The sequence below is a fragment of the Sulfurivirga caldicuralii genome (assembly GCF_900141795.1).
GTDB classification, from domain to species: domain Bacteria; phylum Pseudomonadota; class Gammaproteobacteria; order Thiomicrospirales; family Thiomicrospiraceae; genus Sulfurivirga; species Sulfurivirga caldicuralii.
On record NZ_FSRE01000002.1, the window covers coordinates 337,640 to 351,910 of the forward strand.

The 14,271-nt window shown below is 59.2% G+C and carries 15 protein-coding genes; 13 read left to right on the forward strand and 2 right to left on the reverse strand.

Going from position 1 to position 14,271, the window contains the following annotated elements:
• The first annotated feature begins 115 nt into the window (after positions 1–115).
• The 6 genes from accA (at position 116) to BUQ81_RS04840 (ending at position 6,554) form a co-directional block, all read left to right on the forward strand.
• Positions 116–1,072 carry an acetyl-CoA carboxylase carboxyl transferase subunit alpha gene (gene accA, locus BUQ81_RS04815; RefSeq protein WP_074201247.1) on the forward strand — a complete coding sequence of 319 codons (957 nt, stop codon included), beginning with the start codon at positions 116–118 and terminating at the stop codon, positions 1,070–1,072.
• Positions 1,047–2,327: a tRNA lysidine(34) synthetase TilS gene (gene tilS, locus BUQ81_RS04820; protein ID WP_074201248.1), complete on the forward strand. Its 1,281-nt coding sequence runs from the start codon at positions 1,047–1,049 to the stop codon at positions 2,325–2,327. The genes accA and tilS overlap by 26 nt, the downstream gene beginning before the upstream one ends.
• A gap of 44 nt (positions 2,328–2,371) precedes the next feature.
• Positions 2,372–4,006, forward strand: coding sequence for a CTP synthase (locus tag BUQ81_RS04825; protein ID WP_074201249.1), 1,635 nt, complete (start codon positions 2,372–2,374; stop codon positions 4,004–4,006).
• Entirely contained in the window at positions 4,006–4,848 is an 843-nt protein-coding gene (gene kdsA, locus BUQ81_RS04830; RefSeq protein ID WP_074201250.1) for a 3-deoxy-8-phosphooctulonate synthase, read from the forward strand. Before BUQ81_RS04825 ends, kdsA begins: the two co-directional genes overlap by 1 nt.
• 75 nt (positions 4,849–4,923) lie before the next feature.
• Positions 4,924–6,210 (forward strand): phosphopyruvate hydratase, encoded by a 1,287-nt coding sequence (gene eno, locus BUQ81_RS04835; protein ID WP_074201251.1) that lies wholly within the window; start codon positions 4,924–4,926, stop codon positions 6,208–6,210.
• On the forward strand, positions 6,210–6,554 hold the full coding sequence (locus BUQ81_RS04840) for an FtsB family cell division protein (protein ID WP_074201252.1): 345 nt from the start codon (positions 6,210–6,212) through the stop codon (positions 6,552–6,554). The genes eno and BUQ81_RS04840 overlap by 1 nt, the downstream gene beginning before the upstream one ends.
• A 232-nt stretch (positions 6,555–6,786) precedes the next feature.
• Here the strand turns inward: BUQ81_RS04840 and BUQ81_RS04845 are convergent, their stop codons facing one another.
• On the reverse strand, positions 6,787–7,326 hold the full coding sequence (locus BUQ81_RS04845; RefSeq protein WP_074201253.1) for a Smr/MutS family protein: 540 nt from the start codon (positions 7,324–7,326) through the stop codon (positions 6,787–6,789).
• Between the two features lie 48 nt (positions 7,327–7,374).
• On the opposite strand from BUQ81_RS04845, the gene surE reads away from it, so the two are divergent.
• From surE to BUQ81_RS04865, 4 genes are read left to right on the forward strand one after another with little or no spacing between them, the layout of a single operon-like run.
• Positions 7,375–8,124 carry a 5'/3'-nucleotidase SurE gene (gene surE / locus BUQ81_RS04850; protein ID WP_074201254.1) on the forward strand — a complete coding sequence of 250 codons (750 nt, stop codon included), beginning with the start codon at positions 7,375–7,377 and terminating at the stop codon, positions 8,122–8,124.
• Positions 8,106–8,837: a protein-L-isoaspartate(D-aspartate) O-methyltransferase gene (locus BUQ81_RS04855; protein ID WP_456119728.1), complete on the forward strand. Its 732-nt coding sequence runs from the start codon at positions 8,106–8,108 to the stop codon at positions 8,835–8,837. The genes surE and BUQ81_RS04855 overlap by 19 nt, the downstream gene beginning before the upstream one ends.
• The gene (locus BUQ81_RS04860; protein ID WP_074201255.1) at positions 8,834–9,412 is read left to right on the forward strand and encodes a YqaA family protein; all 579 of its coding nucleotides are present in this window, start codon (positions 8,834–8,836) and stop codon (positions 9,410–9,412) included. The genes BUQ81_RS04855 and BUQ81_RS04860 overlap by 4 nt, the downstream gene beginning before the upstream one ends.
• Entirely contained in the window at positions 9,409–10,077 is a 669-nt protein-coding gene (locus BUQ81_RS04865; protein ID WP_084188240.1) for a peptidoglycan DD-metalloendopeptidase family protein, read from the forward strand. Before BUQ81_RS04860 ends, BUQ81_RS04865 begins: the two co-directional genes overlap by 4 nt.
• Here BUQ81_RS04865 and BUQ81_RS04870 read toward each other — a convergent pair.
• Positions 10,074–10,451: an Mth938-like domain-containing protein gene (locus tag BUQ81_RS04870; protein ID WP_074201257.1), complete on the reverse strand. Its 378-nt coding sequence runs from the start codon at positions 10,449–10,451 to the stop codon at positions 10,074–10,076. The two genes, BUQ81_RS04865 and BUQ81_RS04870, sit on opposite strands and share 4 nt — an antisense overlap.
• A gap of 202 nt (positions 10,452–10,653) precedes the next feature.
• On the opposite strand from BUQ81_RS04870, the gene alaC reads away from it, so the two are divergent.
• Genes alaC through thrC form a run of 3 tightly spaced genes read left to right on the forward strand, consistent with a single transcriptional unit; the run spans position 10,654 to position 14,246 of the window.
• Positions 10,654–11,850, forward strand: a complete 1,197-nt coding sequence (gene alaC, locus BUQ81_RS04875) for an alanine transaminase (protein ID WP_074201258.1) — start codon at positions 10,654–10,656, stop codon at positions 11,848–11,850.
• Positions 11,837–13,141: a homoserine dehydrogenase gene (locus BUQ81_RS04880; RefSeq protein ID WP_074201259.1), complete on the forward strand. Its 1,305-nt coding sequence runs from the start codon at positions 11,837–11,839 to the stop codon at positions 13,139–13,141. Before alaC ends, BUQ81_RS04880 begins: the two co-directional genes overlap by 14 nt.
• A gap of 25 nt (positions 13,142–13,166) precedes the next feature.
• Positions 13,167–14,246 carry a threonine synthase gene (gene thrC / locus BUQ81_RS04885; RefSeq protein ID WP_074201260.1) on the forward strand — a complete coding sequence of 360 codons (1,080 nt, stop codon included), beginning with the start codon at positions 13,167–13,169 and terminating at the stop codon, positions 14,244–14,246.
• The last annotated feature ends 25 nt before the right edge of the window (positions 14,247–14,271 follow it).

Below are 14,271 nucleotides of genomic sequence, written 5' to 3' on the forward strand. Positions count from 1 at the left end.
TAGGTATATGTCCGATCGAATTGATGGGATCGGATGTGTGGGTTTCAAATGTCGCCACAAGGTGGCCATGCTAAAATTCTCCTAATTCAGGAATTGAAAGGAAAGGAGCGCCGTTTTGAACTTCCTCGACTTTGAACAGCCTATCGCAGAACTGGAAGCCAAGATCAATGAACTGCGCCACCTCAAGGATGCCAGTGGTATTGATATCGTCAAGGAAGTGGCGACCCTGGAGAACAAGGTTCAGCAGGTGACTGAGCAGATTTTCAGCAATCTGACCGACTGGCAGATATCGCAGCTGGCACGTCACCCGGATCGTCCGCATGCGCTGGACTACATCGAGCGCATTTTTGAAGATTTCCGCGAGCTGCATGGCGACCGGGCCTTTGCAGATGACAAGGCAATTGTTGGTGGCATTGCCTGGCTGGATGGCCGCTCGGTGATGGTAATTGGCCATGAAAAGGGGCGCAACACCAAGGAGAAGGTGGAACGCAACTTTGGCATGCCACGCCCGGAAGGGTATCGCAAGGCGCTGCGCCTGATGAAGATGGCTGAACGCTTTAACATGCCCATCATTACCTTTATCGACACACCGGGTGCCTACCCGGGCATTGACGCCGAGGAGCGCGGGCAGAGCGAGGCCATCGCGCGTAACCTGATCGAAATGGCCGAATTGCGCGTGCCGGTCATCTGTAACGTCATCGGCGAGGGCGGCTCCGGCGGTGCGCTGGCCATTGGTGTCGGGGATGTGACCCAAATCCTGCAGTACAGCATCTACTCGGTCATCTCGCCGGAAGGGTGCGCATCCATCCTGTGGAAAGACGCCGCCAAGGCGCCCGAGGCCGCCGAAGCGCTGCAGCTGACGGCACCACGCCTCAAGGAGCTGGGCCTGGTGGATGTCATCGTTCCCGAGCCGTTGGGTGGCGCGCACCGTGACTATGATCAGGCGGCCAAGAACCTCAAGGAAGCGATCCTGTCTCAGCTGAAGACCCTGTCTGCCTTCTCCGCCGAGGAGCTGGTCAAGCGGCGCTATCAGCGCTACATGGACTATGGCCGCTTCGAAGAAGCGTCCTGACGCCTTTGCATCCGTGCCAGCGCTGCACGACGCGCTGGCCGCTTTTCTGCATACTTACTCCGATCACCCTTTCGTGCTCGCCTTTAGCGGCGGCATGGATTCATGCGTGCTGCTGGATGCGCTTACCCGCCTGGCACCGAATCACCCCATGCGTCTGATCCACGTGCACCACGGTCTGCAGCCCGAAGCCGATGCCTGGGCAGCGTTTGCCAAACAGACCGCCCGTCGCTATGGACTGCCTCTGGAAGTTGTGCGAGTAGCGGTACAGGCGGCAGGATGCGGACTGGAAGCGGCGGCGCGTCGCGCACGTTATACTGCCTTCAGCAAATCGCTACAACCTCATGAGCGCCTGTTGACGGCTCACCACCAACGCGATCAGGCCGAAACGGTACTGCTGAACCTTGCCAGGGGGGCTGGCCCGCGCGGCTTGCAGGGCATGCGCCCAGAGCAGATTTTTTCTGCTTTCAAAAAAGTCGGGGACCCCCCTCTGCAGGTACTGCGCCCTCTGCTGAATGTGCCCTATAGCGAGCTGTTGCGCTATGCGCAGGATCAGGATTTGCGCTGGGTGGAGGACCCGAGCAATCAGGATGTGCGTTTTCTGCGCAATGCGATCCGCCAGCGCTGGTTGCCGACACTGGCTGAAGACGTCTCACATATTGAAGAACGTCTGGCTACCGCCGCGCGCTGGCAGGCGGAATGTGCCGACCTGCTGGAAGAGGTGGCGCAGCAGGACCTCCAGGCACTGGGCACTACCCACTGGCGCCTGCCGCTGGAAAGGTTGGCAAGCCTGTCAAGTGCGCGGCAGAAAAATGTGCTGCGCCACTGGCTGTTGAACCATCTTGAACATCCGCCGGCAGAACGGCACATCGAAGGGATTCTGCAGGCCATCATCGCTGCACGTGAAGATGCCACTCCGGTCCTTAGATGGCGTGAAGGCCAACTGCGCCGATTCCAAAACACCCTCTATTGGGTCACTCGCTCCCCCGAATGGCATGCCGAGACACCTGAAGCCCTGCGCCCCTTTCGCTTTCAGGGCTGTGAGCCGATCTCCACGCATGCGTTGCAGCCGCTGCAGGAAGCCGGACTGGCGCTCAAGCCCCTGAAAAAGCGTTTTCAGGCATTGGGCGTCCCACCATGGCTGCGACCCTGGTGGCCCGTAGTCGTCACAGCAGCGGGTGATAAAGTGTTGCTGGGTCTGGATCCTGCGACACCTTGCCGGGTGGATTTCATTGCTGAGTGTGGGGGGATGGGCTAAAATATGCGCCCATCTTGAACGCTTTCACCCAGGCATCCTAATTTATGACCCACTATGTGTTCGTTACCGGCGGTGTGGTTTCTTCCCTCGGGAAGGGCATCGCCGCGGCCTCCCTTGGCGCGCTTCTGGAAGCACGCGGTTTGCGCGTCACCATGATCAAGATGGACCCCTATATCAACGTCGACCCCGGCACCATGAGCCCCTTCCAGCATGGGGAGGTGTTTGTGACCGATGACGGTGCGGAAACGGACCTTGATCTGGGGCATTATGAGCGCTTTATCCAGCGCTGGCTGACGCGCAAGAACAGTTTTTCTACCGGTCAGGTGTACGAAACCGTCATCCGCAACGAGCGCCGTGGGGACTATCTGGGTGGCACCGTACAGGTCATTCCGCACATCACCGACGAAATCAAGCGCCGCATTCGTGAGGCCTCTGCAGGTCACGACGTGGCCATTGTCGAGGTGGGCGGTACCGTGGGCGATATCGAATCCCTGCCGTTTCTGGAAGCCATTCGTCAGATGGGCGTGGAAGAGGGGCGCGAGCGTGCGGCATTCATCCACCTGACGCTGCTGCCTTATATCGCTGTGGCCGGCGAGGTGAAGACCAAGCCGACACAGCATTCCGTCAAGGAGCTGCGCTCCATCGGTATCCAGCCCGATATTCTCATCTGCCGCTCCGAGCGCCCCGTTGGGGAAGGAGAACGCCGCAAGATCGCCCTGTTTACCAATGTGGAAGAGCGTGCGGTCATCAACTCGCTGGATGCCCGCACCATCTACGAAGTGCCGCGCATGTTACACATGCAGGGGCTGGATCAGCTGGTGGTGGACCGTTTTCGGCTGGACGTTCCCCAAGCGGATATGTCCGACTGGGATGCGGTTGTGGACGCGCAGCTCAACCCGCACCACAGCGTCGATATCGCCATGGTGGGCAAGTATGTGGACCTTACCGAAGCGTACAAGTCCCTGATCGAAGCACTCATCCATGCAGGTATTCATACCCGTACCCGCGTCAATATCCACTATATCGATTCCGAGGAGATTGAAAAGAGCGGCACCGATTGTCTTGACGACATGGATGCCATTCTCGTCCCGGGGGGCTTTGGCGAACGGGGCGTGGAAGGCAAGATTGCCGCGATCCGTCATGCGCGTGAAAACAGGATCCCCTATCTGGGGATCTGCCTCGGCATGCAGATGGCGGTGGTGGAGTATGCCCGCCATGTTGCCGGCATGGAAGGCGCGCACAGTACCGAACTGAATCCTGACACCCCCTACCCCGTGGTGGCATTGATTACCGAGTGGCGTGACGAGCATGGCAATCTGATTCAACGCGACGAGAGCGTGGACCTGGGCGGTACAATGCGTCTGGGCGGACAGAATTGCAAGCTGGAGCCGGGCACGCGCATTCACGCCATCTACGGCGATGAAATGATTCGCGAGCGTCATCGTCATCGCTACGAAGTCAACGACCTCTATGTGCCCCAACTGGAAGCAGCGGGGCTGATCATCTCAGGTCGCAGTGAAGATGGCGACCTGGTGGAAACGGTCGAGCTGCCGGATCATCCGTGGTTCGTTGCCTGTCAGTTCCACCCCGAATTTACCTCGACGCCGCGCGGCGGGCATCCGTTGTTCAAGGCGTTTGTCGAAGCAGCGCTGGCGCAAAAACAGGGAGCAGCAAACTGATGCAACTGTGTGGCTTTGAAGTGGGGCTGGACCAGCCCTTTTTTCTGATTGCCGGCCCCTGCGTGATCGAGTCTGAACAACTGACACTGGATACGGCTGGTCAGTTGAAGGAACTGACGGATGAACTGGATATCCCATTTATTTTCAAGTCGTCCTACGATAAGGCGAATCGTTCCTCCAGCAAGAGCTTCCGTGGCCTGGGCATCGACAAGGGTCTGCAGATCCTGCAGAAGGTGAAAGATGAAATTGGCGTGCCCGTGCTCACCGATGTGCACGAATACACCCCGCTGGCCGAAGTGGCCGATGTGGTGGATGTGCTGCAGACGCCGGCCTTTCTGGTGCGTCAGACCGACTTTATTCAGAATGTGTGCCGCCAGGGCAAGCCGGTCAATATCAAGAAGGGCCAGTTTCAGGCCCCCTGGGACATGGACCAGGTGGTGGCCAAGGCCAAGGAAACCGGCAACGAGCAGATCATAGTGTGCGACCGCGGCACCAGCTTCGGCTACAACACGTTGATTTCCGACATGCGCGGCTTGGCCATTATGCGCCGCACCGGTTGCCCGGTGGTGTTCGACGCGACCCATTCGGTGCAGCAGCCGGGCGGGCAGGGCACACGCTCCGGCGGTCAGCGAGAGTTCGTGCCGGTGCTGGCACGATCTGCCGTGGCGGCCGGCATTTCAGGGCTGTTCATGGAAACCCATCCCGATCCGGACAACGCCCTGTCCGATGGTCCGAACATGTGGCCGCTGGACGAGCTGCGCCCGCTGCTGGAAACACTGAAGGCGCTCGACGACACCGTCAAGCAGCACGGCTTTATCGAAAACCCGCTGCTTGAGGTGTAATGTCATCCGGTTGTCATAAGGCCACACTACAATTAACGAAAGCAAGAATCTGAAAAGTAAAGGAAAGTAAACAACATGACAGCGATCAAGAACATTAAGGCCCGTCAGATTATCGACTCCCGTGGCAACCCGACCGTAGAAGCGGATGTCATCCTGGAAAACGGCGTTATGGGGCGCGCAGCGGTTCCCTCCGGTGCCTCTACAGGCGCTCGCGAAGCCATTGAGCTGCGTGACGGCGATCCCAGCAAGTTTGGAGGCAAGAGTGTTTACAAGGCCGTCGCCAATGTAAACGGCGAGATCGCCGACGCGCTGAAGGGCCACGATGCTGCCGATCAGTCAGGCATCGATCGCATCATGATCGAACTGGATGGCACCGAAAACAAGGGCCGTCTGGGGGCCAACGCCATTCTGGCCGTCTCCATGGCTGCAGCCAAGGCGGCAGCGGCTGACAACGGCCAAGGCCTGTTCGAGTACCTAAAGACCGACACCTTCCGGATGCCTGTGCCGATGATGAACATCATCAACGGTGGTGAGCACGCCGACAACAGCGTGGACTTTCAGGAATTCATGATCATGCCGGTGGGTGCCCCCTCCATCGAAGAGGCTATCCGCTACGGCAGTGAAATCTTCCACACGCTGAAAAAGGTGCTGCACGACAAGGGCTATAACACTGCCGTGGGTGACGAGGGCGGTTTTGCACCGGATCTCAAGTCCAACGAAGAAGCCATTCAGGTGATTCTGGAAGCGGTGGAAAAGGCCGGTTACGTGCCGGGCGAGCAAATCATGATCGCCATCGATGCGGCGTCATCCGAGCTGTATGACGAAGCCAGCAAAACCTACTATCTGGCATCCGAAGACAAGCGCCTTACCAGTGCCGAAATGGTCGATTTTCTGGAAGACTGGGTCAATCGTTATCCCATCATCTCCATCGAAGATGGCCTTGCCGAAGACGACTGGGATGGCTTCAAGCTGATGACCGAACGCCTTGGCAAGCGCATTCAGCTGGTGGGTGATGACCTGTTCGTAACCAACCCCAAAATCTTCAAGGAAGGCATCGACAAGGGCATTGCCAACTCCATTCTGATCAAGGTCAACCAGATCGGTACCCTGTCCGAAACACTGGAGGCCATTGCCATGGCGAAGGCGGCGGGCTATACCGCGGTCATTTCCCACCGTTCCGGCGAAACCGAAGACGTGACCATTGCCGACCTGGCTGTTGCCACGGGCGCCGGCCAGATCAAGACTGGCTCCATGAGCCGCACCGATCGCGTTGCCAAGTACAACCAGCTGCTGCGCATCAGTGAACAGCTTGGCGATGCGGCCATCTATCCCGGTAAAGACGCCTTTTACAACCTGAAGTGATGGCGTATCGGCTGATCGTTTTTGCGGCCCTGGCGCTGATCCTGCTGTTGCAGGTGCGCCTGTGGTCCGGGGACGATGGCCTTGCCGAACTCAATCAGCTGGAAAAAAAGGTGAACAGCCTTCAACAGCAGGTTGAGCAGCAGAAGGCAACCAACCGCACGCTGGAAGAAAAGATTCTCGCCATTCGCAACGATCCTCGTGCGCTTGAAGCTTTGGCTCGCCAGGAGCTAGGCATGCTCAAAGCGGATGAACGCTTTATTCGTCTGATTGTTCTGCCCGCAACACAACCCTCCACACCGCAATCGGATACACCTGTCACATCTTCTCCAGAAAGCCAGCCCTGAATTTTCGATGCCAGCTGTGCGCCTTCTGGATTAAACACGGTTCTTTTTCTTTAAGACGGAATCCTTCTTCTATGGCCGATGGCAGATGCTCTCTCTGGGAGACGGGAGCACCTCATCCCCCCTGAATGTCGCCTTTTGCGCCTGAAAGCAGGCAAAAAGGCCATTTCAGCTATTTGCGCGGTGAATCGAACAAGTGCGGATTTTTGGGACGTTGAAAAAGTCGGAGACCCCCCTACGGAGACAGCCCCCGCAGGAACACATAGAGTGCCCCGGTCCCACCGTCAGCCGGTTGAGCCGACGTGTAGGCCAGCACTTGCTGCAACTGCTGCAGCGTCTGCTGGGCAACTTTACGGACGATGGACTCGCCCCCCTCGGAACGGTAGCCCTTGCCGGTAATGATGAGCAGATGCCGAGCCCCGGCATGATGCGCCTGCACAACGAACTGGCGCAGTGCATGCGCCGCGTCGTCCCGCGTGAGGCCATGCAGGTCGATCCGCCACGCCTTGCTGAAGTCCCCGCGTTTGAGGCGGCGAACCTCCTGCGGGCGCAGGCTGCTGCGCTGCCAGAAAACGTGTCCGGATGGTGTCTCCCACGCTTTCAGCGGATCTGCTTCGGGCAGGTGCTGCAAGGGCATGTCGTCTTCGATGGGCGGCTGCACCTTGCGGCGAGGGCGCGGACGGGGCGTTTGCGGTGTCACGCGCGCTGGCTGCTTGAGAGGCGCCACATCGGCCATGGCCTTGCGAAACAGCGCCTTGTCGTTATCCGTGGTCATGGTCGGGCTTCAGGGTTAGAATAGCTGCAATCATTATACGAGGTGTCCATGCGCATACTGCTTTCCAATGATGACGGCTATCTGGCGCCCGGTATCCGCACGCTTTTTGCGGCGCTGAAACGCTGGCAGGGCCAGCGGGAAATCGTCATGATGGCGCCGGATCGCAACCGCAGCGCAGCCAGCAACTCGCTCACCCTTGAAAATCCCCTGCGCACTCATCAGGTTGAGCCAGGGATTTACAGTGTCAATGGAACACCGACGGACTGCGTGCATCTGGGCATCAATGGTGCCATAGACTTTCAGGCGGACATGGTCATCTCCGGCATTAACGCAGGGGCCAATATGGGTGACGATGTACTCTATTCCGGCACCGTGGCCGCTGCGACGGAAGGGCGCTTTCTGGGCAAACCGGCCATTGCGGTATCGCTGTGCGGTGATCAGCATTTCGAAACCGCTGCCGACTGGCTGATTCGCATCCTCGAGCAGATGGACCGAATCCCGATGGAGGCGAGCACGATCCTCAACATTAATGTGCCGGATCTGCCGCAGGACGCGATCCGCGGCGTGCGCGTTACCCGCCTGGGGCGGCGGCACAAGTCCGAGCCGGTGGTGTGTGACCGCGACCCCCGTGGTCTGCCCATCTACTGGATCGGCCCTGCGGGCGAAGCCGCTGATGATGCGGAAGGCACCGACTTTCATGCGGTTGCCCAAGGCTATGTGTCGGTGACCCCATTGCAGATCGATCTGACCCACCACCGCATGCTGGAGCATCTGCAGACGTGGCTCAATCGGCTCTGAATCTGGACGACATCGCCCCCATTCGCTGGCCGACGCCGGCATTCGAGCACTACCAGGGCGTGGGTATGACCTCCCAGCGCACCCGCGACCGATTGGTGGTGCAACTGTACACGGCCGGGATTCGCGACGCCAGAGTATTGCAGGCCATGCGCGTCACGCCGCGCCATCTTTTTGTGGAAGAGGCGCTGCAAAGCAGAGCCTATGAAAACACGGCCCTGCCCATTGGCTATGGTCAGACTATCTCCCAGCCCTGGATGGTTGCCTACATGACGCAATTTCTGCTTGAGAAAGGAACGCCGCAACGGGTTCTGGAGGTGGGGACCGGTTCAGGCTATCAGACCGCCATCCTTGCGCAGCTGGTGGCGGAACTGCATACGGTGGAACGCATCCAACCCTTGCTCGAGCGTGCCCTGCATACACTGTCTCGCCTCGGCCTGTCTGGCATCAACGCCCACCTCAGCGATGGGCAGTGGGGCTGGCCGAAGGCGGGGCCCTACGATGCCATCCTCAGTGCCGCATCGCCCGCACGCGTGCCGGAAGCGCTCCTTGATCAGCTTGCGGTTGGTGGCCGTCTGGTGATGCCGGTGGGTGAGGACGCGCAGCGCCTGATCGGGATCGAAAAAACACCGGCCGGACTGGTTGAGCACGATCTCGGGCCTGCGCGCTTTGTGCCCATGCGCAACGGGGTCGAGGCCATGGGGCAGGCAACATGAAACTGTTTACCTATCTCTATGATCGCACGCTGGCGCTGGCAGGCCATCGCCGTGCCCCGGCAGCGTTGGCCGGCGTCAGTTTTGCCGAAGCATCGTTCTTTCCGGTGCCGCCGGACGTGCTGATGATTCCCATGATCTTCCGACGGCCGCAACGGGCCTGGTACTACGCACTCCTGGCGACCCTTGCATCTGCAGTGGGAGGGGTATTCGGTTACGCCATTGGCTATTTTCTGTTCGAATTGATTGAGCCCTGGCTGCTGTCGCTGGGCTATGGCGAAACGCTGGCGCAGGTGCGCAGCTTCTTTCGTGATTATGGCGTCTGGATCGTATTCGCTGCCGGCTTTTCCCCCATCCCTTACAAGCTATTTACCCTGACGGCGGGCGCCATGGCCATGCCGTTGCTGCCCTTCGTGCTGGCCTCGGTGGTGGGACGGGGCGCTCGATTCTTTCTGGTGGCTGCCATCAGCCGCTGGAGCGGGGAATATCACCAGGAAACCATCCGTCGCTGGATCGAGTGGCTCGGTTGGCTGACGCTGATCCTGATTGCACTGTTTATCGGATATCGCTTGTCATGAGGTGGTTGCTGGCGCTGATCTTTCCCTTTCTACTGGCTGGCTGCAGCAGCACACCGTCCTCTTACGGTTCGCACAGTGAATGCGGTAGCGTGGTGGTGGTCCGCAGTGGCGACACCCTTGGAGAAATCGCCCAGCGCTGCCATGTGTCCCTGCGGACGCTGGCCCGGTTTAATGGGATTGATCCACCTTACATGATCCGCATCGGACAGCGCCTGCGTATTCCGGATGCACGCGCGATTGCAGCGCAACAACAGGGTATTGCGCCCCAACGTTCGGTTCCTAAACGCGCATCACAACGCCCGTTAGTCTGGCCCCTGGCTGGCGCAACAGTCGAGTGGAAACCTGACCCCAAGGGTGGTGCCGGCATGTTGCTGCGTAGCCGCAAGCCCCTGCCAGTGAGAGCCATGACCACCGGGAAGGTTGTCACCCTGACGCGTCTGCCCACCTATGGACCGGTGGTAGTGATCGACCATGGCAGGGGGCTTTATGGGGTCTATGCGCGCCTGCAGCAGATCGAAGTGACACCTGGTCAATCGGTGGCGGCAGGGCAGGCGATTGGACGCTGTGCCCCCGAAGGGCGTGATGCCAGTGTCTGCTATGTAGAGCTGCGGGAAGCGCGTCGTCTGCTCGATCTGCGCCGCTGGAAGAACTGGACGGAGCGCTAGCGAGCGGACTGAATGACGGCCAGCAAAACAGGCCGGTCTTCCGTGGTCATGACGTTAAAGGTGCGGCAGGCGGCGGCACTGTCCATCACTTCCACCCCCACCCCCGCTGCATGACAGCGTTGCAGTAGCTGTGGGGGCAGAAACTGCTGGTGCTCGCCTGTGCCCAGTAGGATGACATCCGGCTTGAGTGCGAGCAGGGCGTCAATGTCCTGCTCGGACAGGTCTGAAAACGCGCTGACACCCCAATCCGGACACAGGTGCTTCTGCGTCATGTAAAAGCTGCTGCGCAGGCATGTGTCGTTGACCCAGATGCCGTCGGCATCGATCCTGCGCACGCTGTTGATGCTGCGATCCTTGTGTTCTGTGAATTTCATCGCAAATCCCCCCGCAGTAGCTGAATTTTTGGACATTTTAGAGTATTATTCATTGCTTTCGTAAAATGCCGACTGACGGCAGGTTGTACGCCTGCGCCGTGGCGGCACAAGCAGAATAAACGGCATCAATGCGCTGCAAAAAGGTGGCTTGCAATGGCAAGCCTTTTTGTGGCTCACATCCTTCTTGTTTAGGGAAACATCTGTGGAAGAGTTTCAGAGAATCAAGCGCCTGCCGCCCTATGTGTTCAATATTGTCGGCGAGCTGAAGCAGGCAGCCCGTCGCCGCGGCGAAGACATCATCGACTTTGGCATGGGTAATCCAGATCAGGATACACCCAAACACATCGTGGACAAACTGGTGGAAGTGGCCCAGCGGCCCGGCGTGTATCGCTACTCGGTTTCCCAGGGGATTCCGCGTCTGCGCAAGGCGATCTGCAACTGGTATCGTGACAAGTTCGATGTGGAACTGGATTACGAAACCGAAGCGGTGGTCACCATCGGCTCCAAGGAAGGCCTGGCGCATCTGGCCATGGCGATCTGCGATCAGGGCGATACAGTGCTGGTACCCAATCCCGCCTATCCCATTCACCCTTATGGCTTTGTGATTGCAGGGGCTGATATCCGTCATGTGCCCATTACACCGGATGTGGATTTCTTTGCCGAGCTGGAAAAGGCGATCCGCGATTCCTGGCCCAAACCGAAGGTGCTGCTGCTCAACTTCCCCAGCAACCCGACCACCGACGTGGCGGACCTGGCCTTTTTCGAGAAGGTGGTGGCCATCGCCAGGGAGCACAATATCTGGGTGATCCACGATCTGGCCTATGCAGACATCGTTTTCGACGGCTATCAGGCACCGTCCATCATGCAGGTACCGGGTGCCAAGGATATTGCGGTTGAGTTCTACACCCTCTCGAAAAGCTACAACATGCCGGGTTGGCGTGTGGGTTTCATGGTGGGCAATCCGACGCTGGTGCATGCCCTCAAGCGCATGAAATCCTACCTGGACTACGGCATGTTTACGCCGATTCAGGTGGCCGCGATTACGGCGCTGGAAGGGCCGCAGGATTGCGTGGAGGAAATTCGCGACATGTACAAGCAGCGTCGTGATGTGCTGTGCAGTGGTCTGAACAGCATTGGCTGGACGGTAACGCCGCCGAAAGCCACCATGTTCGTGTGGGCGCCCATTCCGGAGCCATACCGTGAAATGGGTTCGCTGGAGTTTTCCAAAAAGCTGCTCAAGGACGCCAAGGTGGCGGTTTCCCCCGGCATCGGTTTTGGCGAATATGGCGACGACCACGTGCGCTTCAGTCTGATCGAAAACGAACACCGCACCCGTCAGGCCATTCGTGGCATTCGCGACATGTTCCGCAAGGATGGAGTACTCGATGAAAACCATTAAGCTCGGATTGATCGGCCTCGGCACCGTTGGTGGCGGCACACTGGCCATTCTGCGAGATAGCGCCGACCTGTTGCAGCAGCGCGTGAATGCGAACATTGAGGTGAGCATCATCGCAGTACGCGATCTCAACAAGCCCCGTGCGGTGGACACCGGTTCGATTCAGCTCACCGATGATCCGACACAAGTGGTCAACCACCCTGATGTGGACATTGTTGTTGAGCTGATGGGCGGGACCGGGCTGGCGCGCGAACTGGTGCTCCGGGCCATCGACAACGGCAAGCATGTGGTCACGGCCAACAAGGCGCTGTTGGCCGAGCATGGTGATGAAGTCTTTGCTGCTGCCGAGAAGCAGGGCGTGCAGGTAGCCTACGAAGCGGCCGCAGCCGGTGGCATTCCGATAATCAAGGCGCTGCGTGAAGGCCTGTCTGCCAATAACATCGATTGGGTGGCCGGCATCATCAACGGCACCGGCAACTACATTCTCACCGAGATGAAACAGCCGGGAGCCGATTTCAATGCCGTGCTCAAGCGTGCGCAGGAACTGGGTTATGCGGAAGCCGATCCCACCTTTGACGTGGAAGGCATCGATGCCGCCCACAAGCTCACCATTCTGGCCTCGCTCGCCTTTGGTATTCCGCTGCAGTTTGAAAAGGTCTATACCGAAGGCATCAGCCGTATCAGTGCGGATGACATGCGCTTTGCCGACATGCTCGGTTACGAAATCAAGCATCTGGGTATTGCGCGCAGGACGGACGACGGCGTCTCCATGCGCGTGCATCCCACGCTGATTCCAAAGTCTGTGCTGCTGGCCAACGTCAGTGGGGTCATGAACGCCGTAATGACCCACGGCGACCACGTGGGGCCGACGCTGTACTATGGTCCGGGTGCCGGCGCCGGGCCCACGGCCAGTGCCGTGGTGGCCGATATCGTGGATGTGGTTCGCGCACTGGATTGTGCGCCGGATGCCCGGGTTCCTGCGCTGGGCTTCCGTACCACGCGCGACCTGCCGGTCATGGATATGGAGGCCGTGCAGTGTGCAGCCTACCTGCGTTTTCTGGCCAAGGATGCGCCGGGGGTGCTGGCCCGCTTCTCGACCGTACTGGCGGAGCAGGGCATCAGTATCGAGCACATGCATCAGGAGCCCTGTGACGACGGCAGCGGCGATGCGCTGGTGGTGCTGATCACCAATGAGGTGCCGGAGTCGGCCATGAATACCGCCATTGCCGCACTGGAAGCGCTGCCAGAGATCGATGGCACCGTGCAGCGCATTCGCATAGAATCCCTTTCATAACCGCAGTCGAAAAAGGAACCGAATCATGCCATTTCGTCCCCGTTATACCGGTCTGATCGAAAAATACCGCGACCGCCTGCCGGTCCACGACGATACCCGCATCATCAGCCTCGGTGAAGGCAACACACCGCTGATCCGTCTGAACCACATTCCCCGCCAGCTGGGCAAGGATGTGGATATCTACGTCAAGTATGAAGGCCTGAACCCCACCGGTTCCTTCAAGGACCGCGGCATGACCATGGCGGTGACCAAGGCGGTGGACGAGGGCGCGAAGGCCATTATCTGTGCATCTACCGGCAACACCTCCGCTGCGGCAGCAGCCTATGCGGCACGCGCCGGCATCCGTGCCTTCGTGTTGATTCCGGACGGCAAGATCGCCATGGGCAAGCTGGCGCAGGCGCTGATGCACGGGGCTGTGGTGATTCAGATCAAGGGCAACTTTGACGACGGCATGCGTCTGGTCAAGGAAGTGGCCGATCATGCGCCCGTCACCATCGTCAACTCCATCAACCCAAACCGCCTGCAGGGGCAGAAAACCGCGGCGTTTGAAATTATCGAGGAGCTGGGCCGCGCCCCGGATTACCACTGTCTGCCGGTGGGCAACGCAGGCAACATCACCGCGCACTGGATGGGCTACGACGAATACTACCGTGACGGCATCGTCGGTACGCGCCCGAGAATGGTGGGCTATCAGGCGAGCGGTTCGGCACCCTTTGTAAAAGGTGAAATGGTGGACAACCCGGAAACCGTGGCCACGGCCATTCGCATCGGCCACCCGCAAAGCTGGGAGCTGGCGTGGAACCTGCAGAAGGAATCCAACGGCTGGTTCGATGCCTGCAGCGATGAGGAAATTCTGGCTGCGCAGAAACTGCTGGCGCAGGCCGAGGGTGTCTTCTGTGAGCCGGCATCGGCCACATCGGTGGCGGGCGCCATGCGTGATATCCAGAACGGCAAGATTCCGGAAGGCAGCACGGTCGTGTGTACGCTGACCGGCCACGGACTCAAGGATCCGGATACGGCGATTGCCCAGAGTGCCGACACCAAGGTGGTAACGGTGGCGGCGGAAATGGATGAGGTTCGCCGCGCCATTCTGGATAACATGTAAACGCGCATTCTGTCTTATCCAAAGG

Excerpts from the sequence above, each read along its gene's own strand:
- BUQ81_RS04880 (WP_074201259.1), top strand. The coding sequence starts at position 11,837 with ATGAAAACCATTAAGCTCGGATTGATCGGCCTCGGCACCGTTGGTGGC.
- surE (WP_074201254.1), top strand. The coding sequence starts at position 7,375 with ATGCGCATACTGCTTTCCAATGATGACGGCTATCTGGCGCCCGGTATC.
- kdsA (WP_074201250.1), top strand. The coding sequence starts at position 4,006 with ATGCAACTGTGTGGCTTTGAAGTGGGGCTGGACCAGCCCTTTTTTCTG.
- eno (WP_074201251.1), top strand. The coding sequence starts at position 4,924 with ATGACAGCGATCAAGAACATTAAGGCCCGTCAGATTATCGACTCCCGT.
- BUQ81_RS04840 (WP_074201252.1), top strand. The coding sequence starts at position 6,210 with ATGGCGTATCGGCTGATCGTTTTTGCGGCCCTGGCGCTGATCCTGCTG.
- BUQ81_RS04865 (WP_084188240.1), top strand. The coding sequence starts at position 9,409 with ATGAGGTGGTTGCTGGCGCTGATCTTTCCCTTTCTACTGGCTGGCTGC.
- BUQ81_RS04860 (WP_074201255.1), top strand. The coding sequence starts at position 8,834 with ATGAAACTGTTTACCTATCTCTATGATCGCACGCTGGCGCTGGCAGGC.
- tilS (WP_074201248.1), top strand. The coding sequence starts at position 1,047 with ATGGCCGCTTCGAAGAAGCGTCCTGACGCCTTTGCATCCGTGCCAGCG.
- BUQ81_RS04845 (WP_074201253.1), bottom strand. The coding sequence starts at position 7,326 with ATGACCACGGATAACGACAAGGCGCTGTTTCGCAAGGCCATGGCCGAT.
- thrC (WP_074201260.1), top strand. The coding sequence starts at position 13,167 with ATGCCATTTCGTCCCCGTTATACCGGTCTGATCGAAAAATACCGCGAC.
- BUQ81_RS04870 (WP_074201257.1), bottom strand. The coding sequence starts at position 10,451 with ATGAAATTCACAGAACACAAGGATCGCAGCATCAACAGCGTGCGCAGG.
- BUQ81_RS04825 (WP_074201249.1), top strand. The coding sequence starts at position 2,372 with ATGACCCACTATGTGTTCGTTACCGGCGGTGTGGTTTCTTCCCTCGGG.